At 63.6% G+C, this 23,656-nt stretch carries 27 protein-coding genes and 1 other annotated feature; of the genes, 12 read left to right on the forward strand and 15 right to left on the reverse strand.

Annotated elements, in window-relative coordinates:
* Positions 1 to 2: 2 nt before the first annotated feature.
* Positions 3 to 314: a 50S ribosomal protein L21 gene (gene rplU, locus LE416_RS05905; protein WP_225047543.1), complete on the reverse strand. Its 312-nt coding sequence runs from the start codon at positions 312 to 314 to the stop codon at positions 3 to 5.
* A 28-nt stretch (positions 315 to 342) separates the two neighbouring features.
* Positions 343 to 412: a sequence feature (ribosomal protein L21 leader region), on the reverse strand.
* 130 nt (positions 413 to 542) lie between these two features.
* On the opposite strand from rplU, the gene LE416_RS05910 reads away from it, so the two are divergent.
* Positions 543 to 779, forward strand: a complete 237-nt coding sequence (locus LE416_RS05910; RefSeq protein ID WP_225047544.1) for a hypothetical protein — start codon at positions 543 to 545, stop codon at positions 777 to 779.
* Positions 780 to 1,218: 439 nt separating this feature from the next.
* Here LE416_RS05910 and LE416_RS05915 read toward each other — a convergent pair whose 3' ends face one another.
* Positions 1,219 to 1,455, reverse strand: coding sequence for a cytochrome b5 domain-containing protein (locus tag LE416_RS05915; protein WP_225047845.1), 237 nt, complete (start codon positions 1,453 to 1,455; stop codon positions 1,219 to 1,221).
* 211 nt (positions 1,456 to 1,666) lie between these two features.
* Between LE416_RS05915 and LE416_RS13135 the strand changes: the two genes are divergently transcribed.
* Positions 1,667 to 1,789, forward strand: coding sequence for a hypothetical protein (locus tag LE416_RS13135; protein WP_257793753.1), 123 nt, complete (start codon positions 1,667 to 1,669; stop codon positions 1,787 to 1,789).
* 113 nt (positions 1,790 to 1,902) lie between these two features.
* Here the strand turns inward: LE416_RS13135 and LE416_RS05920 are convergent, their stop codons facing one another.
* The 9 genes from LE416_RS05920 to LE416_RS05960 all read right to left on the reverse strand — a co-directional run bounded on the left by LE416_RS05920 (position 1,903) and on the right by LE416_RS05960 (position 12,613).
* The gene (locus tag LE416_RS05920) at positions 1,903 to 3,144 is read right to left on the reverse strand and encodes an ISL3 family transposase (RefSeq protein WP_225046665.1); all 1,242 of its coding nucleotides are present in this window, start codon (positions 3,142 to 3,144) and stop codon (positions 1,903 to 1,905) included.
* Between the two features lie 186 nt (positions 3,145 to 3,330).
* Positions 3,331 to 4,305, reverse strand: a complete 975-nt coding sequence (gene manA, locus LE416_RS05925; RefSeq protein WP_225047545.1) for a mannose-6-phosphate isomerase, class I — start codon at positions 4,303 to 4,305, stop codon at positions 3,331 to 3,333.
* Positions 4,306 to 4,376: 71 nt separating this feature from the next.
* Positions 4,377 to 5,357 (reverse strand): serine hydrolase domain-containing protein, encoded by a 981-nt coding sequence (locus tag LE416_RS05930; RefSeq protein ID WP_225047546.1) that lies wholly within the window; start codon positions 5,355 to 5,357, stop codon positions 4,377 to 4,379.
* A 15-nt stretch (positions 5,358 to 5,372) separates the two neighbouring features.
* Positions 5,373 to 6,218 (reverse strand): VOC family protein, encoded by an 846-nt coding sequence (locus LE416_RS05935; protein WP_225047547.1) that lies wholly within the window; start codon positions 6,216 to 6,218, stop codon positions 5,373 to 5,375.
* 63 nt (positions 6,219 to 6,281) lie between these two features.
* On the reverse strand, positions 6,282 to 7,103 hold the full coding sequence (locus LE416_RS05940; protein WP_225047548.1) for a methyltransferase domain-containing protein: 822 nt from the start codon (positions 7,101 to 7,103) through the stop codon (positions 6,282 to 6,284).
* Between the two features lie 224 nt (positions 7,104 to 7,327).
* The gene (locus tag LE416_RS05945; protein WP_225047549.1) at positions 7,328 to 9,205 is read right to left on the reverse strand and encodes an ABC transporter ATP-binding protein; all 1,878 of its coding nucleotides are present in this window, start codon (positions 9,203 to 9,205) and stop codon (positions 7,328 to 7,330) included.
* Entirely contained in the window at positions 9,205 to 10,935 is a 1,731-nt protein-coding gene (locus LE416_RS05950) for an ABC transporter ATP-binding protein (RefSeq protein ID WP_225047550.1), read from the reverse strand. The genes LE416_RS05945 and LE416_RS05950 overlap by 1 nt, the downstream gene beginning before the upstream one ends.
* Positions 10,928 to 11,575, reverse strand: coding sequence for a TetR/AcrR family transcriptional regulator (locus tag LE416_RS05955; RefSeq protein WP_225047551.1), 648 nt, complete (start codon positions 11,573 to 11,575; stop codon positions 10,928 to 10,930). Before LE416_RS05955 ends, LE416_RS05950 begins: the two co-directional genes overlap by 8 nt.
* A gap of 342 nt (positions 11,576 to 11,917) precedes the next feature.
* Positions 11,918 to 12,613 carry a histidine phosphatase family protein gene (locus tag LE416_RS05960; RefSeq protein ID WP_225047552.1) on the reverse strand — a complete coding sequence of 232 codons (696 nt, stop codon included), beginning with the start codon at positions 12,611 to 12,613 and terminating at the stop codon, positions 11,918 to 11,920.
* A gap of 87 nt (positions 12,614 to 12,700) precedes the next feature.
* On the opposite strand from LE416_RS05960, the gene LE416_RS05965 reads away from it, so the two are divergent.
* Positions 12,701 to 13,021, forward strand: a complete 321-nt coding sequence (locus LE416_RS05965) for a hypothetical protein (RefSeq protein ID WP_225047553.1) — start codon at positions 12,701 to 12,703, stop codon at positions 13,019 to 13,021.
* On the forward strand, positions 13,014 to 13,199 hold the full coding sequence (locus LE416_RS05970) for a hypothetical protein (protein ID WP_225047554.1): 186 nt from the start codon (positions 13,014 to 13,016) through the stop codon (positions 13,197 to 13,199). The genes LE416_RS05965 and LE416_RS05970 overlap by 8 nt, the downstream gene beginning before the upstream one ends.
* 194 nt (positions 13,200 to 13,393) lie before the next feature.
* On the opposite strand, the gene LE416_RS05975 is transcribed toward LE416_RS05970, so the two are convergent.
* Positions 13,394 to 13,660, reverse strand: a complete 267-nt coding sequence (locus LE416_RS05975) for a hypothetical protein (protein ID WP_225047555.1) — start codon at positions 13,658 to 13,660, stop codon at positions 13,394 to 13,396.
* A 104-nt stretch (positions 13,661 to 13,764) separates the two neighbouring features.
* Here LE416_RS05975 and LE416_RS05980 point away from each other — a divergent pair, with 104 nt between their 5' ends.
* The 5 genes from LE416_RS05980 to LE416_RS06000 all read left to right on the forward strand — a co-directional run bounded on the left by LE416_RS05980 (position 13,765) and on the right by LE416_RS06000 (position 17,656).
* On the forward strand, positions 13,765 to 14,379 hold the full coding sequence (locus LE416_RS05980) for a GyrI-like domain-containing protein (protein WP_225047556.1): 615 nt from the start codon (positions 13,765 to 13,767) through the stop codon (positions 14,377 to 14,379).
* Positions 14,373 to 15,500 (forward strand): anhydro-N-acetylmuramic acid kinase, encoded by a 1,128-nt coding sequence (locus LE416_RS05985; RefSeq protein ID WP_225047557.1) that lies wholly within the window; start codon positions 14,373 to 14,375, stop codon positions 15,498 to 15,500. The genes LE416_RS05980 and LE416_RS05985 overlap by 7 nt, the downstream gene beginning before the upstream one ends.
* 129 nt (positions 15,501 to 15,629) lie before the next feature.
* On the forward strand, positions 15,630 to 15,968 hold the full coding sequence (locus LE416_RS05990) for a hypothetical protein (RefSeq protein WP_225047558.1): 339 nt from the start codon (positions 15,630 to 15,632) through the stop codon (positions 15,966 to 15,968).
* A 62-nt stretch (positions 15,969 to 16,030) separates the two neighbouring features.
* Positions 16,031 to 16,651 (forward strand): hydrolase, encoded by a 621-nt coding sequence (locus LE416_RS05995; protein ID WP_225047559.1) that lies wholly within the window; start codon positions 16,031 to 16,033, stop codon positions 16,649 to 16,651.
* A gap of 135 nt (positions 16,652 to 16,786) precedes the next feature.
* Positions 16,787 to 17,656: a TMEM175 family protein gene (locus tag LE416_RS06000; RefSeq protein WP_225047560.1), complete on the forward strand. Its 870-nt coding sequence runs from the start codon at positions 16,787 to 16,789 to the stop codon at positions 17,654 to 17,656.
* Between the two features lie 87 nt (positions 17,657 to 17,743).
* On the opposite strand, the gene LE416_RS06005 is transcribed toward LE416_RS06000, so the two are convergent.
* Positions 17,744 to 18,592, reverse strand: a complete 849-nt coding sequence (locus LE416_RS06005; protein WP_225047561.1) for an aldo/keto reductase — start codon at positions 18,590 to 18,592, stop codon at positions 17,744 to 17,746.
* 47 nt (positions 18,593 to 18,639) lie between these two features.
* Positions 18,640 to 19,239, reverse strand: a complete 600-nt coding sequence (locus tag LE416_RS06010; RefSeq protein ID WP_225047562.1) for a DUF1054 family protein — start codon at positions 19,237 to 19,239, stop codon at positions 18,640 to 18,642.
* Positions 19,240 to 19,289: 50 nt separating this feature from the next.
* On the opposite strand from LE416_RS06010, the gene LE416_RS06015 reads away from it, so the two are divergent.
* Positions 19,290 to 19,730 (forward strand): YueI family protein, encoded by a 441-nt coding sequence (locus tag LE416_RS06015; RefSeq protein WP_225047563.1) that lies wholly within the window; start codon positions 19,290 to 19,292, stop codon positions 19,728 to 19,730.
* A gap of 68 nt (positions 19,731 to 19,798) precedes the next feature.
* Here LE416_RS06015 and LE416_RS06020 read toward each other — a convergent pair whose 3' ends face one another.
* Positions 19,799 to 21,409 (reverse strand): hypothetical protein, encoded by a 1,611-nt coding sequence (locus LE416_RS06020; protein ID WP_225047564.1) that lies wholly within the window; start codon positions 21,407 to 21,409, stop codon positions 19,799 to 19,801.
* 69 nt (positions 21,410 to 21,478) lie between these two features.
* Between LE416_RS06020 and LE416_RS06025 the strand changes: the two genes are divergently transcribed.
* Together LE416_RS06025 and LE416_RS06030 are read left to right on the forward strand one after the other, a co-directional pair.
* Positions 21,479 to 22,747 (forward strand): replication-associated recombination protein A, encoded by a 1,269-nt coding sequence (locus tag LE416_RS06025; RefSeq protein ID WP_225047565.1) that lies wholly within the window; start codon positions 21,479 to 21,481, stop codon positions 22,745 to 22,747.
* Positions 22,748 to 23,377: 630 nt separating this feature from the next.
* Positions 23,378 to 23,653, forward strand: coding sequence for a hypothetical protein (locus LE416_RS06030; RefSeq protein ID WP_225047566.1), 276 nt, complete (start codon positions 23,378 to 23,380; stop codon positions 23,651 to 23,653).
* Positions 23,654 to 23,656: the final 3 nt, after the last annotated feature.

Here is a 23,656-nt window from a genome sequence, read left to right on the forward strand (position 1 = left end):
TGTTAGGCGTTGATCGCGTCGATAACGACCTTCGTGTATGGCTGGCGGTGGCCCTTCTTCTGGTGGCTGTGCTTCTTAGGCTTGTACTTGTAGGTAACAACCTTCTTTTCGCGCCCTTGCTTCTCAACCTTACCAGTGACCGTTGCACCGTCGATGGTCGGCGTGCCGATCTTGGCATCGCCTTCACCTGCGACCAGGATAACCTGATCGAAGGTCACCGTTGCGCCTTCTTCAACATCGAGCTTCTCGACGTAAAGTGCCGAACCGACTTCAGCTTTGTACTGCTTGCCGCCAGTTTTGATAATTGCGTACATCTTGTGCACCTCCTGTTGCCCGTAGGCTAATTCCCCTGAGGACTCGCCAAGCCGGGTGCTAAGCTTTGAAACCCGGCGTTGCGCGGTTGCAGATGAGGGGTGACAAATACAACGTATCGATTGTATCAAAGACCACTCCCCCGCGCAAGCAAAATGTCAAAGTCGCCTTGTGGCAGGCCCCGCGTTCCGTTATACTGTCTTTCAGAATCCCAAAAACGAGGCGAACCCATGACAACCCTGATTGTTCTTCTCTTATTTATATTGTCAGGCGGCCTGACGGTGATGACCACAGCCAAGCTGCACGCGCCGTGGCGCTACATCGTCGCCGCGCTGTGCATCCTAGTCGTCGCGGGCGCGTCCGCCAAGTTCTTCGGCACCGGTGCCTTGACCGTCGGCCTCGCCGCCTGGATGCTGGCGCTGGCCGTCGCACTCAACGCGCTGCGCTACTTCCTGCGCGAACACTGAGCTACTTCCTGCGCGAGCACTGAGCTACAAGCGCTAAGAAACGGGACCCACCGACCGGTGGGTCCCGTTTGCTGTTTATGCGCCGGCCGGTGGCCCAACCGTCTCGTCTAGGCTACCCGTCACGCTAAGTGCGCGCTTCTGCGCCGTGGGATCGTCGAGCTACGCGGGGCAACGCCGGTTCGTCTAGCTAAGCCAACCGGCTAAGTGCGCCCCGCTGCGCCCTGGATTGTCGTCGGGCTACGAAGCGCTACGCGGGAACGGCTTGCTACGCCAGGTCTCTCGGGCCAAAGTGCGGCCCAAGCGCCCTGCCTAGGCAACCCGTCACGCTAAGTGCGCGCTTCTTCGCCCTGGTACAAAAACAGGCGGCGCCATGATCGCGCCGCCTTGCCCCTGCCAAGGACCTTCAGTATACCACCGATCCTGCAGGCTGCAACACTGGTTAGCCGACGTACTTACCGACCACCGGCAGCTTGGCCAGGACGGACTTGCCGTGCGGTGCGTGCACAATCACGTCGCTCAGGTCCTGCCCGGCGTGGTTGCCGTGGTGGTTCTCGCCCGCCCACGCCGGCACGTTGGTGAGGTCGTACACCACGCCGTCGATTGCGACGTACTTCTTGGGGTCATCCACCCCGTTGTACTTGGCCAGTGTTTCCTTGGTGAACGTTTCTGTCATCATCATTTCCCCTTCCGTGACAAGATTGTCTACAACCTAATTATAGTCATTTGGGGGCGCCGTGTCCAACAATATGCCTCGCGGTGCGGCTCGGTCTCAGGTCTGATGTTTCACTTATTTCAGCCATTGCACTTGACTAACTTATTAAATACAAGTAGACTAGTCACATTGTCAAAAGGCCATTCATGTACTTATACGAATGGAGGTAATATACATGAAATACAAGATTCAATTAGACACGTCCAACCAACTCTTCATCGCGATCGACCTCAGTGACCAGAAACACACTGCCACCGGTCGAACCATCGAGCAGGCGGTCGCACACCTGAACAATTGATGCCTTGTGCCAAAGCAAACGCCCGGTTCACAAAATTGGCTCTGCGTCAACTGGTGTTGAAGAATAATTTGATATTTTCTGGGAGTTCCTCTTTGGAGGGGCTCTTTTGTTATTTATGCGATAATCTGGTAGATCCGCTCGAAGAAGTGAGCTTGGTCTCTGAATCCATAGCACGATCGCTTGAGCGCTTTGATCTTGCGATTAATCCCTTCAAGTGGACCGTTGGAACGCCAACTGTCCGCTGCCGCCAGAATTCCAGCCTGGTTCGATTTGAGCGTGCGGATTGCGGTGTCCATTTCGGTTCCGGTTGACTCGTAGTGTTCAAGTAACTGCCACAACCGCCGCGGATTGTGGCCCATCAAGGCATCGTGAAGCGCTTGGTAGGTTTCGCATACTGTGGCCAACCGAGGGTTGGCGGTGAACGCCACATCTAGGGCGCCCTGTTCCGTGATATGCTCGTTCAGCCCACGCATGTATTTGGTGTGTATCGCGTCCGGTGCGGCCTTGTGGAAGAGCCGCCACTGATGTTTAAGAATACGGTAGACTCGGCTCGTTTTGTCGTCGAGCTGCTTAAGCGTTGCGACGCGCACAGTGTCCACCGCGTGACCGAGCAACTGAACGATATGGAAGCGATCGATGATGAGCTGGGCATTGGGGAAAACTTGGTGGATAAAAGCTTGGTAGGAGGCGTTCATGTCCATTGTGATGGTCTGAACGGCGGCGCGTTCTGCCGTGGAGTAGTTGGCAAGAAAGAAGTCCTTGATAGTCTTATTCAGACGGTCGCCAAGAAGCTTCACCAATCGATGGGTATCGCCATCAATACAGATGAAGGACATCATATTCTGAGTTGATCGAAACTCGTCAAAACATAGGTTGGTCGGCAACTCCGGGCGACTGCGATGGTGGAGATGGGACTTGAGTTCTCGTCGAACTGTCGCTGCAGAGATACCCGTATTTTTGGCAATCACTGCTTCGGGGAGGGACTGCCTGGCAAGCTGTAGGACTGTTTGCTTGATTGAGTGGGCAATCGTGTCATTGTAGGCCACAAGCGGTGTCTCTGCGGAACAGGTACGATGGCAGGCCGAGCAGAGCCAGCGCTGTTTGGAAAGCTCAAGAAGCGTTGGAAGTTGACTGAGTGATTGAATGCGGATGTGTGTCGCCTTATGACCGTTAGGTCGCAACGCGTCTTCACCACAGTGAGGACAAGTATCGCGGTGGTAAGTGAGATCACACGCAATGACGTGGTACTGAAGGCGCCGCTTGCCCCGGCCTCGGTAGCCGTCGTAAACTGCGGTTACATGAATGTTCTCGTATGGCAATCCCAGGACAGAGAGCGTAGAATCAAGGTTGGACATCACTAATACCTCGCTTTGTTTTAGGTTTGGTCGCTTGGAGCGAAGAACGGGTGCTAGATGGTGCCCTTTTATTTTGCGCTGTTATTGAAAAAAGGTCTACACTCTCGGCGTTGGAATTCTCCAACACCAGAAAGTGTAGACCCACAAAATTGTGAGCCGGGCGTTTTACTGTCTAATCGAACCGTTCTACGCTTCCTCGGCGCCTGGCGTGGAGGTGATGATCATCATCTTGCCGTCGAGTGTCCAGTCCTTGATCTGGTTCGGGATGATGAAGTGGCGACCCTTTTCGATTGGGTAGGTCTGCCCATCGGCCGTCAGGGTCCCGGACCCTTCTAGGACGGAGAACAGCGTGTAAGGTGCCGTTGCGTGCTGGGTCAGCTTGCCGTCGAGGTCGATCTTGTACACGGAGAAGAACTTGGAGATTGGCGCGGTGACGAAGGTCGTGATGGTCGCATCGTCCACCTTTTGGGTCGTGATGTTGAGCTTCGGGTCAACGCTCGGCACGGTGGTCGTGTCGATGCTCTGCTGCAGGTGCAGCTCGCGCTTGTTGCCTGCAGCGTCGGTGCGGTCGTAGTCGTACAGGCGGTAGGTCGTGTCCGAGCTCTGCTGGGTCTCAAGCACCATGATGCCCTTGTTCAGGGCGTGGATCGTCCCACTCGGCACGTACACGAAGTCGCCGGTCTTGACCGACACCTTGCGCAGCAGGTGCTCCCAGTCGCCCTTGTGGATCATGTCGGCGAGCTCCTCGCGCGTCTTGGCGTGGTGGCCGTAGATCAGGTAGGAGCCGGGTTCGGCGGAGATCACGTACCAGCACTCGGTCTTGCCGAGCTCGCCTTCGCGCTCGTGCGCGGCCGCGTAGGCGTCATCCGGGTGCACCTGAACGGACAGGCTGTCGTTGGCGTCCAGAATCTTGGTCAGCAGAGGAAAAACCTTGCCCTTTTGGTGGCCGAAGTACTCTTGGTGATCCCGCCACGCGACGTCGAGCGTGGTGCCGGCAAGCGGGCCGTTGGCGATCACGTCCGGGCCGTTCGGGTGCGCCGAGATGGCCCACAGTTCGCCGATCTGGCCATCTGGAATGTCGTAGCCGAAGTCGGTGGCCAGCTTGCGGCCGCCCCAGATCTTGTGGTGAAAGACAGGTTCGAGAAAAATAGGTTCAGTCAAAATACTTCCTCCTTGAAGGTGACGCGAGATTTAGACTTTTCATCCGCTTACATTCTAACATACCGCCCGGCTCAATGTTGCGCTTTCAGGAACGCGGCCACGAATTCGTCGCGGCGGTCGAGAAACGCCAGGTTGGGCCGCGGGTGCACTCGGTTGGTCAGCACGATCACCGACTGACGCAGCGCGGGCGCCAGCAGCCAAAACGTTCCGGTGAAGCCGGTGTGGTACAGCCAGGTGCGCCCGGCCGCGTCAGTTCGCAGGTCCCAGCCGAGGCTGCGGCCCAGGCCGTTGACCGTGTAGTCCTCGGCCAAGCGCGCGAAGCTCGCCGGCCACGCCGGGCTTTGCCGCGTGCCGAACGCGAACTCGGAAAAGCGCATCAGGTCCTCGAGGCTCGCAAACAGCCCGGCGGCCCCGCTGTGGCAGCCGAGCACCGCGCTTTTGGGGTCGTGCACCCGCCCCTGCCGCAGCCCGAACTCCGGGCTGTAGCTGGTTGGCACGCAGCGCTCGGGGTGCGGCGTGAAGGTCGCCTGAGGCAGGTCCAGCGGCCGCAGCACCCGGTGCGTGATCAGGGTCTGAATCGGCGCGAGATCCAGCCGCTCTAGCGCCCAACCGACCAGCAGCAGGTTGACGTCGCGGTACACCACCACTTGATCGACCTCGGGCGTCACCGAAAGCTGGGTCAAAAGCGCCTGGCGCAGCGCCGGTGCCGCTAGGTCGTCGCGGTGGGGAATGTAGCCCTCAAGCCCCGACGTGTGGGTCAGCGCCTGGCGGAAGGTCGTGGTGCCGGTGAACTCGGGCACAAGCGTCGCAATCGGCTGGTCAAGCGCCACCTTGCCGGCATCCAGCGCCTGCAGGAACAGCGTGGTGGTGCCGATCACCTTGGTCAACGACGCCAGATCGTACAAGGCGCCGGCGTGCAGCGGCGCCGGGTGCGGCGCCGTTTGCGCGTTCCCCAGCACCTGCAGGTCGGCCCGGCCGGCGTGCAGGTAGGCCGCCGACAGGCCCGGCGCGACCCCCGCCATTTTTTCCCTCAGCAGGCGCAGTGTATCCATTCAATCTCTTCCTCTCTACGGCCCGACCGAAAACCACATGGTCAGCCGGTTGGGCCCGGTCACCATCAGGTACTGGGCCGAATCAACGCGGCGCACCGGCCACTGGTGGCCGCGCACGTTGGCCTCAAGCGCCACCAGGGCTGCCGCGTTGGGCAGCACCAGGTTAACGTAGCGGCCGCCGGCGTGGACCTCGCGCCGCGCGCGGGCCTTGGGCGCCGCCTCCACGACGACGGAAAAATGTGCTGCGGCATCCCCGACGGTCAAAAAGGCGTGGTCCTCGGCCTGCTGCTGCGGAACCATCCCCAGGATGTCCCCGAGGTACGTTGCCGTCTCGGCCACCAGCCGCGTGCGCACCACCAGCTGCGCCAGCTCGACACGCTCCGGCCTCGCAAAGTGGACGCCGCGCGGCAGGCTCGGCGCCGGGATAGCCACCGTGGTCCCATCGGCGAAGTCGTAGGTGCGCGAGATTGCCCCGCTCAGCCCCGGGTCAAAGGCCAAACGGACCAGGTTGTGCTCCGGGTCCACGAAGCTGACCCCCAGCGCAAAGCCCGTCTCCCACCAAGACAGCGCCACCCCGTGCGCCGCAAGCCGCGCGGCGACGGCCATCAGGGCGTTGCGGGTCGGCAGGTTCAGGCCGAAGCCCGACAGCCCGGCCGGCGGCGTCTTGAGCAGCCGGCCGCCGCCTTCGATCATCGCCAGCACGTGCCGCCGACCGTTGCCGAGCAGCGCCTGGTGCGCGTCCTTTTTGAGCAGCGTCAGCCCCAGCGTGTCCTGGTACCACGCCACCATCTGCGCCATGTTCTGCACGCGCACGCCGACGAAGCCTAGGCGCGTGCGCCGGTCCAAGACAAAACGTTGCATCGCCACCACCTCGAGTCCGGTTCCCCCATCCCTAAGGATAAAACCGGCGGCGGCAAAAAGCGATTAATCTGCTCGCAGCGGCGCGGTGATGGCAAAGGCGTCAAGCGGCGCCGTGCCGTGCGCGGCCGCCTGGGCGGCCAGCGGCGGCAACAGCGCCCGAATGCGGGCGGCCGCGGCCGCAGGCAGCGCCGCCTGCGCCACCAGGTCCGGTGTGCCGGCGACCTCCCACTGTCCATCCTGCATGCCCGTGGTCGCAACCGTCGCGGTGGTCGGGGCAAACCCGAGCGCCGCAAGCGGCGCAGTCAGCTCCTCCGGCGTGATCAGTGTGCGGATGTTGGCCGCCCCGGCCGGCAGGGTGTTGGCGATGGCGGCCTGAATCAGGGCCGCCTGCAGGTGCGCGACCTGGGCGACATCGGCCACCACCAGCGACCAGTCGGCGATGGCGACCGCGTTGACCGCCGGGACCACCGCCTCCAGCAGCACGGTGAAGGCGGCAAGGCTTGGGAAGTACCAGCTGGCGTGCGCAATCACCAGCACGTCGAAGCTGCGCGGAGCAAGCGCGGCCCGGGTGACGTCGCAGCCGAGGTGGCAGCTGATGCGGGCGCCAAGCGGCCCGGCCGCCAACTTGGCCTGCGCCTCCCCGATGGTCACCGGCGCGCCGTAATCAGGGCTGGCAATGTCGTAGGCCTCGACGTGCCCGCTCGGCCCGACCGCCGCGGCCAGGGCCGCCGTCATGTCGCCCTGACCGCAGCCGACCTCAAGCACGCGGGCCCCGGGCCGGATGCCCCAGTGGGCGACCAGCCGCTGACGGTAGCGCGTCTGGGCCGGTTGAATCGAATCCTGCGGCGAAATGCCCATCGCCGCCACAATTTCTTCTGTATTCATGTCTGCCTCCTCGCACGGCTGGCCGTGCATGCCCAGTCTACCACAAGGCGGCGCGCCACCCCAGGACCCGAGGCGCGGACCCGACTAGCGACGCTTTGGCACTCGGGGGCATAGTGCGCCCCAAGTACCGTTGCTAGGCTACTCGACCCGCTAAGTGCGTCGGCTTTCGCCCTGGGCACAAAAACAAGGACGTGCCGCAGCACGCCCTTGTCGCTTGAAAATGATTAGATCGCCACGTTGCCGGAGAACTGGCTGTTGTAAAGATCGGCGTAAAAGCCGTTCTTGGCCATCAGCTGGTCGTGGTTGCCGGTTTCGACAATCGACCCGTGGTTCATCACGATGATGTTGTCCGCGTCGCGGATGGTGCTCAGACGGTGCGCGACGACGAAGCTGGTGCGGTCCTTCAGCAGGCGACTCATCGCGTGCTGGATGTGGACCTCGGTGCGGGTGTCGACGGAGCTGGTCGCCTCGTCCAGAATCAGAATTTCGGGATCGGCGACGAAGGCCCGGGCGATTGTCAAAAGCTGACGCTGGCCTTGGGAGATGTTTGAGGCTTCCTCGTTCAGGACGGTGTCGTAGCCCTTAGGCAGCTGGCGGACGAAGTTGTCCACGTGCGCGGCCTTGGCGGCGGCCAGGATCTGGTCGTCGGTGGCGTCCTCGCGCCCGTACTTCAGGTTGTCCCAGATGGTGCCGGTGAACAGCCAGGTGTCCTGGAGCACCATCGCAAAGTGGCTGCGCAGGTCCTCACGGCTCATGTCGCGCGTGTCGACGCCGTCCAGGCGAATCGCGCCGCCCTTGACGTCGTAAAAGCGCTCCAGCATGTTGATCACGGTCGTTTTCCCGGCGCCGGTCGGGCCGACGATGGCGACCATCTGCCCCTCCTTGACGTCGAGGTTGTAGTCGGTCATCAGCAGGTCCGCGCCGTCGTAGCCGAACTTGACGTGGTCCATGGTCAGCTTGTTGTGGTCGTCTGGCACGGCCGGCATGCCGGACGGCTCGTCCGTCATGTCGGGTTCGTCCAGCACCTCAAAGACACGCTCCGCCGAGGCGATGGTGCTTTGAATGGTGTTGGCGAGGTTGGCCAGCTGCGAGATCGGCTGGGAGAACTGCTGGGTGTACTGCAGGAACGCCTGCACATCCCCCAGGCTGACCGTGCCGTTGGACACGGCCAGGCCGCCGAAAATGGCGACGAAGACGTAGCCGATGTTGTTGATGAAGGTCATCAGCGGCATGATGATGCCGGAGACGAACTGCGCCTTCCAGGCCGCGTCGTAGAACTTCTGGTTTTCCACCTCAAAGTTCTGCATGACCGTCTCTTCACGGTTGAAGGACTTGACGATCACCTGGCCGGCGTAGTTCTCCTCGACCTGGTCGTTCAAGAGCCCGAGGGCCTTTTGCTGACCGGCGAAGAACTTCTGCGACTTCGGCGCGACGATGCCGACCACCACCAAAGACAGCGGGATGGTGATCAGGGCGATCAGGGTCATCTTGCCCGAGATCGAGATCATCATCCACAGCGTCCCGATGAACGTGACGGTGCTGGTGACGATCTGCGTCAGGCTCTGCTGCAGGGTCGAGGCGATGTTATCCATGTCGTTGACCGCGCGTGACATCACGTCCCCGTTGGAGTGGGTGTCGTAGTAGTTGATCGGCACGGTTTTCATCTTGTGCTTGAGTTCCTTGCGCAGGTCGTAGACGGTGCGCTGGGAGATGCGGGTCATGATGAACTGCTGCAGGAAGGAGAACACCGCAGACGCCAGGTACATGAAGATGACGGTGATGATGATGCCCTTGATCTTGTCAAAATCGATTGGGAACTCGGCCATCTGGATGCCGGCCTTCTGCTGGGCGACACCCTTCATGTAACCCTTGAAGATCTCGGTGGTGACCTGACCCAGCACTTTCGGGGTGCGAATCTGGAAAATCGTCGCGGCGATGGCAAGAAGCAGCACCACCCCGATGCCGACGAGGCGGGACTTCATGTAGCCCAAAAGCCGCATGGTCGTGCCCCAGAAATTCTTCGGCTTTTCGACTAGGCCCATGCGCGGACCCGGGCCGTGGCCGCCACCCATGCGCTGCTGTGGCCGTTTCGTTTCTGCCATTAGTCCTCATCCCCTTCCCGAATCTGTGACTTGATGATCTCCTGATACGTGACGTTGGAAGCCTTCAGCTCGGCGTGGCTGCCGCGCCCGACCATCTTGCCGTCCTCGAGCACCACGATGGTGTCCGCGTCGGCGACAGTGGAGACGCGCTGGCCGACGATGACAACGACGCGGTTGGAAATCTTCTCGTCGTCCTTCAGCGCCTGGCGCAGCATCGCGTCGGTCTTGAAGTCAAGCGCCGAGAACGAGTCGTCGAACACGTAGACGCTGGCGTCCTTGACCAGCGCACGGGCAATTGCCAGCCGCTGCTTTTGGCCGCCGGAGAAGTTGCCGCCGCCCTGCTCGACGTGGTAGTCCAGGCCTTCCGGGTTCTCTTCGATAAAGTCCTTGGCCTGGGCGATCTCAAGCGCGTGCCAGATCTCGTCGTCCGTCGCGTCCTCGTTGCCGTACTTCATGTTGTCGCGCACGGTGCCGGTGAACAGGTTGGCCTTTTGCGGCACGAAGGCGACCGCGTCGTGCAGCGCCTTGAGGTCAAGGTCGCGCACGTTCACGCCGTCAACTTTGACCGCCCCGGCCTCCACGTCGTAAAAGCGCGGAATCAGGTTGACCAAGGTCGACTTACCGGAACCGGTGCCGCCGATGATGGCCAGCGTCTGGCCGGCGTGCATGTCAAAGTCGATGCCGGTCAGGGCCGGGTCCTCGGCGCCGTGGTAACGGAAGTCCACGTGGTCGAAGGTCAGGCTTGCGTGCTGTTGATCAAGCGGCGTCGGGTTGGCCGGCGTCTTGATGGTGGTGGTGAGGTTCAGCACCTCGTTGATGCGGGTCGCGGAGGCCTGCGCACGCGGGATGAACATCAGAATCATCGACAGCATCATGAAGCTCATCAGAATCTGCATCGCGTAGGTGATGAACGCGATCAGGTTCCCGGTTTCAAGCGCCTGCTGCGCGATCAGGTGACCGCCCCACCAGTCGATGCCGATGTTGGTCCCCGACATGATCAGGGTCATCACCGGCATCGCCAGCGCCATGATCGAGAAGACCTTGACGGCGTTGTCGGTATAGTCCTTGTTGGCGTCGTCGAAGCGTTCCTGCTCGAAGTCGTCCTGGCGGAAGGCCCGGATGACGCGGACGCCGGTCAGACCCTCGCGGAAGACCAGGTTGATCTTATCCGTTTTCTCCTGCATCTTGCGGAACAGCGGCACGGCGAAGACCATCATGATGCCGATGAACACCATCATAATCGGGATGACGATCAGGAAGATCATCGTCAGCGTGTGGTTCTTCTGGTAGGCCAGAAAACTTGCCCCGACCAGCATGATTGGCGCCATGATCATCATGCGCAGGATCATCACCCACACGTTTTGAATCTGCGTGACGTCGTTGGTGGTGCGGGTGATCAGGGAGCTGGTGCCGACCTGATCCATCTCGTCGTGGGAGAAGTTAATCACCTTGCGGTAGATGTCCGAGCGGATGCGCTGCCCGAGCTTCTGGGACACCTTGGCGGCCAGAAAAACGTTGCAGACACTGGCGACAACGGAGATCACCGCGCAGCCGATCATCTTGAAGCCGGCGTGCCAGATGTAGTCGGTGTCGCCGAGCGCGACGCCTTTGTTGACGATGTCGGCGGTCAGGTTCGGCAGGTACAGGCTTGCGACCACCTGCACGATCATGAACAAGACCGCGCCGAGGATGGCCCACGCCGAAGCGCGACCCTTTGCTAACTTAAACATTCGTTGCCTCCTTAGGTGCGACCACCCCGTACTGAATCCAGTTCAGCAGCTGGGCCAGCCGGGACTTGACCTCGCCGATCGGCAGGACCTCCCCCGCCGCCCGGTGGTTGTAATAATGGCCGATGGTCTGCATGAACAACCCCATCACCTGCCGAATCAGCATCCGCAGGTCATCGTCCGAGTCCACGCGCAGCGGCGTGCGGTCGATGTTTTCGACCAGAAACTGGGTCAGCTGGCCGTGCGGCGGCTTCTTCGGCCCCGGCGACAGCTTGGACACCGAGTGGAAGTCCATGTACATGAAGACGTTGGCGTAAAAATCGGCGTGCGGCCCCTGGACGATGGTGTCGATCAGGCGGTCGAACATCTCGGCCATCGCGGCGAAGAAGTCGCCGTGCTGGTCAATCACCGTCTGGCGCATCATCTGCTCGGTGTTTTGGCGCATGCGCTCGAGCAGGTAGAAGAAGACGTCGGCCTTGTCGTCGAAGTATTGATAAAAGCTGCCGCGCGGAATCCCGGCGTCCTTAATGATGTTCGAGATGCTGGCGTCGGCGAACGGCGCGCGGGCGAATTCCGCGTACGCGGCCTTGATCAGGCGCATCCGCTTCTCGTCCGCAAGCCGAAAGAATGTTGGCTTTGGCATGAGGCACTCCTTTCCATGTGTGTGCGCCTGCCGCGCAAAAGGCGTTCGACAGGCGAATGACGGCGCCGCCACGCGGCGACACACTGTCATGTGACAAGATGTCATTATACACCGATGAAAGAATCAGGCAAGCGTCTCGAGGCGGATTCACAGTTTTTTCACAATTTAGAACCCAGGGCGGAGCTGGGCGCACTTAGGCAACCGGCTAGCGTAAGGTAACGCGTTGGGCCGCACTTTGCCCGATGCGTTACCTTAGCTGGACGCGTTGCCGTTGCCCCGCGGAGCCCAACGACTTGACCGCGTCAAAAAGGGTACCGGCAGCTTGCCGGCACCCTTTCACGTTTAGTCTGTTGGCTCGGGCGTCTGGTCGGATAGCGCGAGCAGGCTGCGCCGGGCGGTCAGGTTGACCCCCAGCACCTGCCAGTCGTCGCCGGTCACATCGACGCGGGTCACGCTGGTGTTTTTCAGCAGCGTGGTCGGCAGCTTCGCGGGCGCGAGCTGGTAGACCAGGGCGCTGAGCACCACGCCGTGCGCGACGATCAGCACGTTGGCGCCGTCCGCAATGTCGGCGACCAACCCGCGTACCGTGGTGGTCACCCGGTCGCACAGTGCCGGCAGGCTCTCGGCCTGGCCGGTCGAGTCCATGCGCTGGAAATTGCGAATCAGCTGCGGGAATTTTTGCCCGCCGGTCCAGACTCGGGCCATGGTCGCCGCACCGTAGCGGCGCAGCGAGGCCGTGATCAGGCCCCAGTTGGAGACGCCCTCGAGCCCGCCGAAGTAGTACTCGCGCAGGCCGGTCAGCTGCTCCAGGCGCGGCGGATTGGGGTGCGCGGCCAGAATACGGTTGGCCGTGGTCACGGCGCGTTGGCGATCCGAGCTGAAGGCCGCGTCAAAGCGGATCGGCGCGAGCAGCTCACCGAGCCGGTCGGCCTGCCCCAACCCCTTGGCCGTCAGCGGCGCGTCGGTGAAGCCCTGAAGCCGCTGCGCCTTATTCATTGCGGTTTCGCCGTGTCTCACAAGGTATAGATGAACTGTCATCGCACTGTCCCCTCCTGTACTTTCATATGCTTTCATGGTAACATATTGGCCGAATATCAAACAGGGACCTAAGTCGGAGGTGGCTGCATGAAAATCGCAGAGATGGTCTTAACATATTTACATTCACACCCAGAGAACCGCCGCGACATCGCCCAAGGCTACCAGAACGTGGTGGCCTTCGCCCTGCCCGACAACGTGCTTTTTCCCTACGGCGCCGAGGTCTTCCCGGCCGACCAGCTCAACGCGTTTCGCGTCCCCGATGAATTTCTCACCGAGCAGGCGAACCTCGTGGCCTGGCTGGGCAGCAAGCTCGATCCCGACGAGCCGCCGGTGCCCACCGAGCTGTGGCTCACGCTGAGTCACGTGACGGCCGCTAGCGAGCTGTACATCGAGGCCTCCTTTGAATAAGCGCACCCGCGCCTTGGTTCAAAAGGCGATTCAGGCCGGCATTCTGGCCTTCCTGCTGTACCTGTCGAGCTACGCCTTCCACTGGCCGTGGCTCCTGTTCGGGGTCCTCGGCACGGTGGTGTACGGTGCGCTGTGCCTGGGCTACGCGGTTTTTTGGTGGTGGCTGAGTAGGCGCTGACTGCGGTCGGCGCTTTTTTTGTATTCCAGGGCGGAGAAACACGGGCTTAGCAGATCGACTAGCCTAGCTCGGATACTTGGGCCGCACTTTGGCCCGAGTGACTTGGCGTAGCAAGACGCACCGGCGTTGCCCCGCGGAACCCGACGACCAGGGCGGAGAAGCACGGGCTTAGCAGATCGACTAAGGCCGTGCCCCTACCGCTTCCGCCGTTTTCTGCGCTTGGTCGCGGTTCGTGGCCGCGGTGTAGTCGGCGCCGCTTGAGGCTGCGGCTCGGCCGGCTTTTTCCGCGCCCCGTGCCGCAGCGCATCCACCACCAGCGCCACGAAGACCAGCGCCACCAGTCCCTGCGCCCACCAGGCGTTCAGCCAAGAGCGGCCTAGCCACGCGCCCAACAGCAGCACCAGCATCAGCACCTGATCAATGGCCTGCCGCCGCAGCGCCGTTTTACTCAATTCCCGCATCGTCATCCCTCCCGTGTCCATGCTATCACGTTGCTTCGCATCGCGACACCAATTGCGCTACACTTGAGGTAGCGTTCTCACCGTCACGCACAGGAGGAAAAAACATGAAGCACGTCTGGCGTCAAGCCGAGAAGAACCTGTACCTGCCCAAGGACATCGCGCTAATTGATGTTCCCGCCGCGCCCTACGTCACGCTGGACGGCACCGGCGACCCGAACACCCCTGCCTTTGGCGCGAAGATCCAGGCGCTGTACACCATCAGCTACGCGATTCGCAACCTGCTGAAGGCAGAAGCCGATTACACCGTCTACCCGCTGGAGGGCCTGTGGACCACCCCCGCCGCGCCGCAGCCGGGCGCGCTGAACAAGACGGAGCTGATCTACCGGATCGGCATCCGCCAGCCGGAGCGCGCCACGCCCGAGATTTTCCAGACCGCAATGGCCGCAGCGGCCAAAAAGGGCCTGCCCGAGCTGGCCGCGGTGCGCCTGAGCAAACAGCACGACGGCCTGTGCTTGCAGGCAATCCACGTCGGACCATTCGACACCGAGGGTGAGACCTTCGCCAAGCTGGAGGCCGAGGCCGCCGCCCGCGGACTGAGGCTGCGAGAGCTTGACGGCTACCACCACCGCGAAATCTACCTGTCGGACTTTCGCCGCGTCGCTCCTGCCGCGACGAAAACGCTGCTGCGTCTCGGCGTGGCGGAGGCGGCCTCATGCTAGCGGCGGGGATCATGTCCGGCACGTCGCTTGACGGCATCGACGTCGCACTGGTCGACATCACTGGGGCGGCGGAGGAGACGCAGGTGGCGCTGAAATTTTTCGCCACCTACCCGATCGACCCGGCGCTCCGGGCCAAGATTCAGGCCAACCTGGCTAATGAGACGAGCACGGTCGAGGCGCTGACCAGCCTGGACTTCGCGCTGGGTGAGGCCTTCGCCGCGGCGGTCGTTCAAGCCTGCCGGTCGTTCGGCATCGCGTCGCGCGACCTCGGCTTCGTCGCCTCGCACGGCCAAACCCTTTACCACCTGCCCAAGCCGCCGGCCGGAGAGGTCGCCTCGACGCTGCAGCTGGGCAACGCCAGCGTCATCTGTGAGCGGACCCAGACCACCGTGGTCGCCAACTTCCGGGAGCGCGACATGGCGGTCGGCGGCCAGGGCGCCCCGATTGTGCCGTACTCCGAGTACGTCCTGTACCGCAGCACCACCAGCACCCGCATCCTCCAAAACATCGGCGGCATCGGCAACGCGACCGTGATTCCGCGCAACGCGACGCTGGATCGGCTCACCGCCTTCGACACCGGCCCGGGAAACATGGTGATCGACGAGCTATGCCGGCGCTTTTACCACGAGGAGTACGACAAGAACGGCGCGCACGCCGCGGCGGGCCACGTCAACCAGGCGGTGCTCGATGCGCTGCTGGCCCACCCCTACTTCGCGCGGCGCCCACCCAAAACGACCGGGCGCGAGCTGTTCGGCGCGCAGTACGTCGACGAGCTGTTGGCGACACACCACCTGACCCCCGACGACTGGATCGCCACGGCCACCGCGCTGACCGCCCAGACCATCGCCGATGCCGTGCGTCCCTTCGCCATCGGCCCCACCGAGCTGATTGTCGGCGGCGGTGGCGGCTACAACCCCACGCTGATGGCGGCGATCCGCGCCGCCCTGCCGGAGGCGACCGTGCGCACCCAGGAGGACTTGGGCCAGCGCGCGGACGCCAAGGAGGCCGTGGCGATGGTCGTGCTGGGCAACCAGACCCTCCACCACCTGCCGAGCAACGTGCCAAGCGCCACCGGGGCCAGCCGCCCCGTGATTCTGGGCAGCGTCACCTACTACGATTGATCAGCCAAAACGCCGCTGGGACCCAGCGGCGTTTTGAGTTGGCCGGTTTGCCGGCGTCCGACAAGAAGGACACGTTGAATGTCGCCAAGCCCGGCGCCGGCGCGTATACTGGTCGCGGAGGTGTTAACGATGCATGAAATTCCCCAGACACTTGACGCGGCGAAGGCCCTGGCCGCAAAATCCGCCGGCTCGGCGCACCCGCTGAGCCTCGACACTGTGATTCGACTCGGCCTGCAGAACTGGCTTCAGGAGCTGTGCGACGAGGCCTTCGAGGGCGGCTACCTGACCGTCACGCTCGACGACCGCGGCCTCACTGTGATCGGCATCACCGGCGCGGTGGCATACGCCGAGCCCGATTTTCAGCCGGCGCCCCAGGTTGCCGCGTTCAAGGCAGACGCCCACGCGACGCTGCTGCGCCTGCAGACCAAGGTGCGCCAGCTGGTCGACTCCGGCAAGCTTCAGGGCTAGTAAGCAGATTTCTGGTCAAATCTTCGGTCGCGGTCTACACTGCGGGTATAGGAGGTGTTACCATGACCAGCTTACCCCGCCGTGACCCAAGCACCGACCCACTTTTGACCCCGGAAAATTCGGCTCTGCTGGTGATCGACTACCAGCCCACCCAGATTGAATCGATCCAGTCGATGCCCCACCCGCAGCTTTTGCAAAACGTGGCGCTGACCATCCGCCTCGCGCGGCTCTACGAGGTGCCCATCGTGCTGTCCACCGTCAACGTCGCCACCGGCCGCAACCAAGACACCGTCCCCGCACTGCGCCGCCTGATGCCCGACGTGCCGAGCCTCGACCGTACCAGCATCAACGCGTGGCAGGACCGCGAGTTCCTGGCCGCGGTCCACGACCTCGGCCGTCCGCACCTCGTGATGGCCGCCCTGTGGACCGAGGCCTGCCTGACCTTCCCGGCGCTCGACGCGCTGCGCGAGGGCTACCAGGTCCACCCGGTGGTCGATGCCGTGGGCGGCACGTCGACCCTCGCCCACGACACCGCGCTGGCGCGCCTGGGCCAGGCCGGCGCCGGCCTGATCACCAACGCGCAGCTGGCCTGCGAGTGGCAGCGCGACTGGAACCGCACCGCAACCGTGCCCGAGTTCGTCGACCTGCTGGCAGCGGCGGGCGACTTCGTGAAGCTGGACTAAACCCAGAGCGGCGCAAGGCGCTCTTAGCGGGACGCAGCCTTTGTGTCCCGCGTTTTTGTGCGTCCCCCCGCCCGCGACTTGCAATCCGCCGCTTTGAGCGCGTAGAATACGGGCAACACCACGAAAGAGGCTACTATGACAAAACTCAAAACGCGGCTGGACGCGTTCTCGGATGCGATCATCGCCATCATCATCACCATCATGGTGATGAACATTCCACCGGTGCTGCACGACTCGGTGTCGGGCTACCTGCAGCTGGGCAAGAGCGTGGGCATCTACCTGATCTCATTTCTCTTCATCGCCAACATCTGGTACCAGCACGCCACCGCCTTCGCCGAGATCGACCGGGTGACCTACCGCCTGCTTTTGCTCGACCTGCTGTTCCTCGGGCCGCTCGCGCTGATGCCGCTGCTGACCAAGATGATGGCGCTGAACACCACGCGCTGGACCGTCATGCTGTACGGCGCGCTGCAGCTTTTGGTCAACTGGCTTTTCCGCTGGCTGGCCAAGTCGATCATCCACCTGCAGTACACCGACCGCTCCGAGATGCGCAAGGTCTACACCAAAATCTACGGCGACAACAACCTGCTGCTCAGTGCCTGGAGCCTGGTCGCCCTGGTCGCCGCGTACTTTTGGCCAGAGGCGGCGATGTTTTTCTACCTCGCCTACCCGATTCTGATGTTCGTGTTGAGCGCCCAGGCCCGCCAGCAGTTCTGCGAGGCGGAAAGCCTGCCGGAGGACCAGCAAAAAGAGTACGAGCACCTCACCGCCCTGCAGCGCCGCGACTTTCAAAAGGCGCACCAGGAGATTCTGGCCGACACCAGCGAACTGCCCGTCGGCTGGGCGCAGTGGCTGGACTCCAACGTCGACCCACGGCGCCGCCAGCAGCTGCGCAACCGCTACCTGCACGCGACACCGGAGCAGAAGGCGAAAATGGCCTTTTGGCTGCAGCAGGCGCACCGCGCCGGCCACGGCAGGCAGGACCGCGGCCGCAACCAGGACTGATGACCAGCGCGTAGACGACAACATCCCCGTCAACCGAGAGATTCGGTTGACGGGGATGTTTGCGTCCGTCGGGCGGTTGCGTGGCAATCAGCCCTGGGTCGAATTGTGCGACTTGCCCGGTGCGGCGTCCGGCATCGCGTCCAGCGCGGCCATGTCCCCATCCGAGATGGTGAAGTCAAGCTTGGTGTTGGCCACGATGTGCGCCTCGCTGGTCGCCTTTGGCAGCGGCAGCGCACCCTTTTGCAGGACGTAGCGCAGGGCCAGCTGCGAGGTGGAAACGTCGTAGTGGGCCGCGATGGCCGCGACGTCCTGGTTGTCGAGCAGGCCGCCGGTGGCCAGCGGCGAGTAGGCCTCAATCAGGATGCCGTGCGCCGCCGCGAAGCTGGAAATCTTCGGCTCCGTGAAGCCGATGTAGTACTGGATCTGGTCGACCGCCGGCACCACGGTGGTAGTTGCCAGCAGGTTCTCAAGGTCGTGGGCGTCGAAGTTGGATACCCCGATGGCCCGCGCGGCCCCGGACTCGTAAATCTCCTCGAGCTGCTGCCAGACGGCGGTGTTTTCCTTGTCGTAGCGGGTACCGGCCTCGCGCCACGGCCACGGCGCGTGGATCAGGTAGAGGTCGAGGTAGTCCAGCCCGAGGTTGGCCAGCGTCTGATCGAAGTAGTCGCGCACCTCACGCGCGTCCTTGACCTCGGCGGGCAGCTTCGAGGTCACGAAAATCTCGTTGCGGGGCACGCCGGAATCCTTGATGGCGCGCCCGACACTCTTCTCGTTGCCGTACACGTACGCGGTGTCGATGTGGCGGTAGCCGGTCTTCAGGGCGGTCAGGACCGCCTGGTACGCGACGTCGCCGTCCGGAATCTGCCAGGTGCCAAAGCCCACCTGTGGGATCAAAATATCGTTGTTCAGCTTGATAGTCTTAGTTAACACTGTCATTTTGTCACCCCTTTTGCCACCATTGTAACGCAACTCGGGCGCAAAGTTCACGCCTGAAGCGCACGGTAAAGCGGCGCCAGCGCGGCCACGCGGTCCTGAATGTCGGCCCAAAGCTCGTCGGGCTGGGCGAACAGCGCGCCGTCTCGGCGGTAGGTCTGGCCGATCAAAAATTCGCCCTTGGCCGTGGCGGTGAAGCCCGCGGCCACCCGGTCGAAGTTCGCGGCGGTCAGCGGCATGACTTCCTTGCTGGTGTGATCGCGGCCGAGCTCGAATGGGCCCGGCAACGCGAGTGCCAAGTCGCGCACGCGTGTCGGGTCGGGCACCGGCTCGTGCGCCTTGCTTTCGGTCAAAAGCGCGACCCACAGGAACAGCCGGTCGTCCCACAGCCCAAGCTCCAGGTGCGGCAGCATTTTGTACCCGCGCGGGCTGGCCGAAAGCGCCAGCCACGTGTCCGGCGGCGGATTCTTGTGCCGGCGCAGGTGGCGCGCCAGGTGCAGCGTCTGCGCCGGTCCGCCCGCCGCCTCAAGTGTCGCAGCCAGCACGGGCCCGGCCACCGAAAACTTGGGGTCGAGCCGGGTGCGAATCAGGTTCAGCCGCCCGGCAAGCGTCGGGTCGGCGAACACGGCGAAATCATCGCGATCAAACAAGTTCTCACGTCCTTATGCTAAACTAAGAGTAAATGCCGATGGAGGTAATCATGACAGACAACGAAGACGTTCAGTCCCGCCTGACCCAGAGCATGACGGGCACCCCGCAGACCAACCCGGACGAGCGCCGCCACTACCTGGGCTCCCTGCGCGAGCGGGCCTACCTGCTCGTGACCAACACCCAGGTGCGCGACGCCCACGCCCTGCCGGCGGTGAAAAAGGCGCTGGCCGAAACCAACGGCCAGGACGGCTACATCCTGCTGATCAACGGCAAGCTGGGCCCGAGCACCACCGCCCCGTTCATGGGCGCGGCCACCGCGCTGGACTACCCCTTCCGCCTAGTCAACAACGACCAGGCCGACCTGACGCCCAACGGCTGCGCGGTACTGGTCACCGCAAGCGTCGCCATCAACAAGCCGGACATCGGCCTGCCTTCAGCCCCCAAGGCCCCGGAGGAGAAGCCGAGCCTGTTCGACAGGTTGTTCCACTAAAAAGTCGCCAAGGCGACTTTTTTTCTTTGCCAAACAGTGCGACGCGGTGCCGCACCCGCCTCGGCGGGTCACTCCGCGTCAAACAGCGCCGCCACCAGCGGCGTGGCCAGGTCGACGCCGGCCCCCATCTCGGGGTTGGCGTGCACGGCAAGCCGCGGTGCCGGGGTCACCGCCAGCACCCGCGCGGCGTCAGGGTGGTCCGGGGTCGGCGCGAGGTAGAGGTTGGGGATCGCGATGTCGACGCCGGCCAGCGGCGCGTGCACCGCTTGGGCCGCCGCGATGGCCAGCTGCTTGTAGCCGTCGTCGATTTCATCGGTCACGGCCACGCCGCGCCCGCCGGTGCTCAGGTTGCTGTTGAAGCGCAGGAACACCGAGTGGCCGCGCAGCGGCACGTCCGCCGGCGTTTTGCCCTGGCTGGCCAGCACGGCGCGCGCCGCGTCGTCGATGGTCAAGCCGCGGGCGGCGGCCAGTGCTTCGATGGTGCGGCGGCCGTCGCCGACCACGCCGGCCGGCTCGCACTCGAGCACGGCCAGCACCGCCCCGTTCAGCACGAAGAAGCGGTAGCTGTTGCCCGGCACGAACAGCTCGACCAGCACCGGTCCGAAGGCGTTGGCCGCGGTGACCGCGGCGGCGAAGGCCTCCCGCGTCGGCGGCAGCATGAACACGGTCACGCCCGCGCCGTGGTGGCCGTTGTTGGGCTTGACCACCAGGCTCTTGGCGCTCAGCCCCGCGTCGAAGGCGGCAAGCGCCGCGTCCAGGGTGGTGAAAAGCGCGGCCCGGGGCACCGCAATGCCCGCCGCACCCAGCAGCGTTTTTTGCGCCTGCTTGCTGTCGCCGGTGGCCGCCGCGGCCGCCGAGTTCAGCTGCGTCACCCGCCCGCGCGCCACCAAGCGCTCGCGGGCCCCGTCACGCAGCGCCACCAGCTCGGCGGTGCGGTCCAGCACCTGCACGTGCAGGCCGGCCGCGTACGCGGCGGCCATCATGAGCTGCGTGTCCGCCCCAAGGTCTGCGAGCCCCGGCAGCGGCCGCGTCGCCCGGGCCACCGCCGCCGGTAACGCAGTGGCCGCGGTCAGCTTCGGCGCGGCAAGTCGCGTCAGCCACTCACCGCGCGGCGCCTGCATCGCCTGCCACACCGCGGTGTTGAGCCAGTCCAGCGTCGCTGGGGCGATGCCGGCGGGATCGGCGGTCGCCGGCAGGTCAACCACCGCAAGCGCCGTCACGGTGGTCACCGCCTCCGCCGTCGCCTGCGCCAGCCCGAGGCGCACGCCGGTCGGCGCGCGCAGCACGGAAGCCAGCGTCTGGCCCTGGGTGGCGAGTTCCGCCACCCACTGCTTGTACAGCGTGTTGCGAAACGCGACGTAGCCCGGGTCCTTTCTGAACGTCATGGCCGAATACAGCCGACCAAACAGCGTCTCGGGCAGCGTCAGGCGCACCGTCACCGTGCCGGGGCCGGTCAGCTGCGGCTCCTGCAGCGTGCCCAGAAGCGCCGCCAGCTGATCGGTCGCCTCGCGCGCGGACGCGAACGCGTCGGTCGTCACGCGCACCGTTTTGGCCGCCTGCGTCACGTACGCGCCGGTGCGGCCGACGCGACCCGCGAACGTCGCGACCAGCTGGAACTGCGTCTGGTCCTGCAGCGCGGTCAGCTTCAGTGCCTGAATGGTTTCACCTAGTGTCGTCATGGTCTCCCCCTTGTCATCTTCTCTTACTTTACCACGTACGCTATACTGAAGGCGAAAGGACGTGGCAAAATGCAACAACCTCTGGCGTACCGCATGCGCCCCCAGAACCTGGACGAGGTCGTCGGCCAGCAGCACCTGGTCGGCCAAGACCAGATCATCCGGCGCATGGTGGCGGCCCACCGCCTCAGCTCGATGATTCTGTACGGGCCGCCCGGCACCGGCAAGACCAGCATCGCAAGCGCCATCGCCGGTGCGACCAAGTACGCGTTTCGGATGCTCAACGCGGCCACCGACACCAAGAAGGACCTGCAGATTGTGGCCGAGGAGGCGAAGATGTCCGGCACGGTGATCCTGCTGCTCGACGAGATTCACCGGCTGGACAAAACCAAGCAGGACTTCCTGCTGCCGCACCTCGAATCCGGCCGCATCGTGCTGATCGGCGCGACCACCGAGAACCCGTACATGAGCATACTCCCGGCGATCCGCTCGCGCAGCCAGATTTTCCAGGTGTTCCCCCTCACGCCGCAGGACATCGGCAAGGCCGTCGACCGGGCGCTGGCGGATGCCGACCGCGGGCTGGGCAAGTACCCCGTTGACCTCACCGCTTCCGGCCGCGACTACCTGCTGTCGGCGACCAACGGCGACCTGCGCGCCGCGCTCAACGCGCTGGAGCTGGCCACCCTGTCGACGCCCGAGGTCGCCGGGCGCATCACCCTGGACGACACGGTCATGCACCAGTCGCTGCAGCAGCGCGCCATCGCCGGTGACGCGGACGGCGACGCGCACTACGACCTGATCTCCGCCTTCCAAAAATCGATCCGCGGTTCGGACGTCGACGCCGCGCTGCACTACCTAGCCCGCCTGATCGTGATCGGCGACCTGCCGTCCATCCTGCGCCGCCTGTTGGTCATCGCCTACGAGGACGTCGGGCTGGCCAACCCGCAGACGGCCAGCCGCACCCTGACGGCGATTCAGTCCGCCGAGCGGCTGGGGCTGCCGGAAGGCCGCATCCCCCTGGCCAACGCCGTGATCGATCTGTGCCTGGCGCCCAAAAGCAACACCGCCATCGCGGCCATCGACGCGGCCATCGCGGACGTGCAGGCCGGCAAGTCCGGCAGCATCCCCGACGACCTGCGCGACGCCCACTACAAGGGCGCCGCGGCCCTGGGTCACGGCGTTCACTACAAGCTTCCCCACGACTACCCCAACGGCTTCGTCAAGCAGCAGTACCTGCCGGATAAGCTGCGTGGGCGACACTACTACCAGCCCAAGCAGACCGGCAAGTACGAGGCGGCGCTGGCGCAACGGCTGGCCCAGCTTCGCCAGTGGCAGCAATAGCGGTTACAACCGCGCCAGATCAATCTTTGAAGGCGCTGATTCTTGCCATTTTGCCCGGACAGTGCTACGATAAGTGCATGGAAGATTCCTAAGATGTGCGCGCTTTCCTGTTATCAGTTGACCGAACAGTTTCGAGACCTTGGGACCGGAAGTGGCGCATACCGTGACGTTATCTCACTTAATGTCTAACGTGTGCGTCGTCTGGGCCCACTTGCTTAACAGCGGGTTTCAACGATTTGGAAAGAGAACGGCATCAATTTAGCCTTCCGTGGCCGGCTTCGCGCCGGTTTTTTTGTGTCCAGAGTGCAGCAAGGCGCTCTTAGCCGGCCGGCTAGCGTAGGCTTGGGGCTTGGACCGCACTTTGGCCCGAGCGCCAAGCCTAGCTAGATGAGCCGGCGTTGCCTTGCGTAGCTCGACGTCCAGAGCGAAGCGGGGTGCACTTAGGCCACCGGCCAGCGTAAGGCAAGTGCTTGGGCGCACTTTGCCCCGAGCGCTTGCCTTAGCTGGACGAGTGGCCGCTACCCCGCATAGCTCGACGATCAGAGCGAAGCTTGACGCCTGGCCGCCGCCCTTCCCCCACCGCGTGGCGGCGTGTACAATGAGGCTATCGAACCGGAAAGGATGACCGTCTTGATTACCGTTGTTTTTATCGTCTTTGCCCTCCTTCAGCTCGGGCTGGGCTACTACCTCCTGGCGCACCGGCGCGCCAACTTCCTGAACCTCGCTGAGGTGCCCGCCGCGCTTGGCCGCGAGCTGACCGGGTTTGCCGTCGGGTTCGGCGCCAGCGCCCTCGTCAGCCTGGTCGCCGCCTTCGTGTCGACCACCGTCTTGCAGCTGATCGCGCTGGTGCTGGCGGCCGTCATCGCGGGCCTGCTGGGGCTTCGCGTGCCGAAATACCTGCGCTAGAGA

Source organism: Lacticaseibacillus kribbianus (assembly GCF_020180945.1).
Classification (GTDB): domain Bacteria; phylum Bacillota; class Bacilli; order Lactobacillales; family Lactobacillaceae; genus Lacticaseibacillus; species Lacticaseibacillus kribbianus.

Bases quoted from the DNA above. Each gene is read 5' to 3' on its own strand.
- LE416_RS06000 (WP_225047560.1), top strand. From the start codon at position 16,787: ATGACAAAACTCAAAACGCGGCTGGACGCGTTCTCGGATGCGATCATC.
- LE416_RS06005 (WP_225047561.1), bottom strand. From the start codon at position 18,592: ATGACAGTGTTAACTAAGACTATCAAGCTGAACAACGATATTTTGATC.
- LE416_RS05935 (WP_225047547.1), bottom strand. From the start codon at position 6,218: ATGCAACGTTTTGTCTTGGACCGGCGCACGCGCCTAGGCTTCGTCGGC.
- LE416_RS05915 (WP_225047845.1), bottom strand. From the start codon at position 1,455: ATGATGACAGAAACGTTCACCAAGGAAACACTGGCCAAGTACAACGGG.
- LE416_RS05920 (WP_225046665.1), bottom strand. From the start codon at position 3,144: ATGTCCAACCTTGATTCTACGCTCTCTGTCCTGGGATTGCCATACGAG.
- LE416_RS05965 (WP_225047553.1), top strand. From the start codon at position 12,701: ATGAAAATCGCAGAGATGGTCTTAACATATTTACATTCACACCCAGAG.
- LE416_RS05990 (WP_225047558.1), top strand. From the start codon at position 15,630: ATGCATGAAATTCCCCAGACACTTGACGCGGCGAAGGCCCTGGCCGCA.
- LE416_RS05975 (WP_225047555.1), bottom strand. From the start codon at position 13,660: ATGCGGGAATTGAGTAAAACGGCGCTGCGGCGGCAGGCCATTGATCAG.
- LE416_RS05995 (WP_225047559.1), top strand. From the start codon at position 16,031: ATGACCAGCTTACCCCGCCGTGACCCAAGCACCGACCCACTTTTGACC.
- LE416_RS05960 (WP_225047552.1), bottom strand. From the start codon at position 12,613: ATGACAGTTCATCTATACCTTGTGAGACACGGCGAAACCGCAATGAAT.
- LE416_RS06015 (WP_225047563.1), top strand. From the start codon at position 19,290: ATGACAGACAACGAAGACGTTCAGTCCCGCCTGACCCAGAGCATGACG.
- LE416_RS05945 (WP_225047549.1), bottom strand. From the start codon at position 9,205: ATGGCAGAAACGAAACGGCCACAGCAGCGCATGGGTGGCGGCCACGGC.
- LE416_RS05985 (WP_225047557.1), top strand. From the start codon at position 14,373: ATGCTAGCGGCGGGGATCATGTCCGGCACGTCGCTTGACGGCATCGAC.
- LE416_RS05930 (WP_225047546.1), bottom strand. From the start codon at position 5,357: ATGGATACACTGCGCCTGCTGAGGGAAAAAATGGCGGGGGTCGCGCCG.
- LE416_RS13135 (WP_257793753.1), top strand. From the start codon at position 1,667: ATGAAATACAAGATTCAATTAGACACGTCCAACCAACTCTTCATCGCG.
- LE416_RS05980 (WP_225047556.1), top strand. From the start codon at position 13,765: ATGAAGCACGTCTGGCGTCAAGCCGAGAAGAACCTGTACCTGCCCAAG.
- LE416_RS05950 (WP_225047550.1), bottom strand. From the start codon at position 10,935: ATGTTTAAGTTAGCAAAGGGTCGCGCTTCGGCGTGGGCCATCCTCGGC.
- LE416_RS05940 (WP_225047548.1), bottom strand. From the start codon at position 7,103: ATGAATACAGAAGAAATTGTGGCGGCGATGGGCATTTCGCCGCAGGAT.
- LE416_RS05910 (WP_225047544.1), top strand. From the start codon at position 543: ATGACAACCCTGATTGTTCTTCTCTTATTTATATTGTCAGGCGGCCTG.
- LE416_RS06020 (WP_225047564.1), bottom strand. From the start codon at position 21,409: ATGACGACACTAGGTGAAACCATTCAGGCACTGAAGCTGACCGCGCTG.
- LE416_RS05955 (WP_225047551.1), bottom strand. From the start codon at position 11,575: ATGCCAAAGCCAACATTCTTTCGGCTTGCGGACGAGAAGCGGATGCGC.
- rplU (WP_225047543.1), bottom strand. From the start codon at position 314: ATGTACGCAATTATCAAAACTGGCGGCAAGCAGTACAAAGCTGAAGTC.
- LE416_RS06025 (WP_225047565.1), top strand. From the start codon at position 21,479: ATGCAACAACCTCTGGCGTACCGCATGCGCCCCCAGAACCTGGACGAG.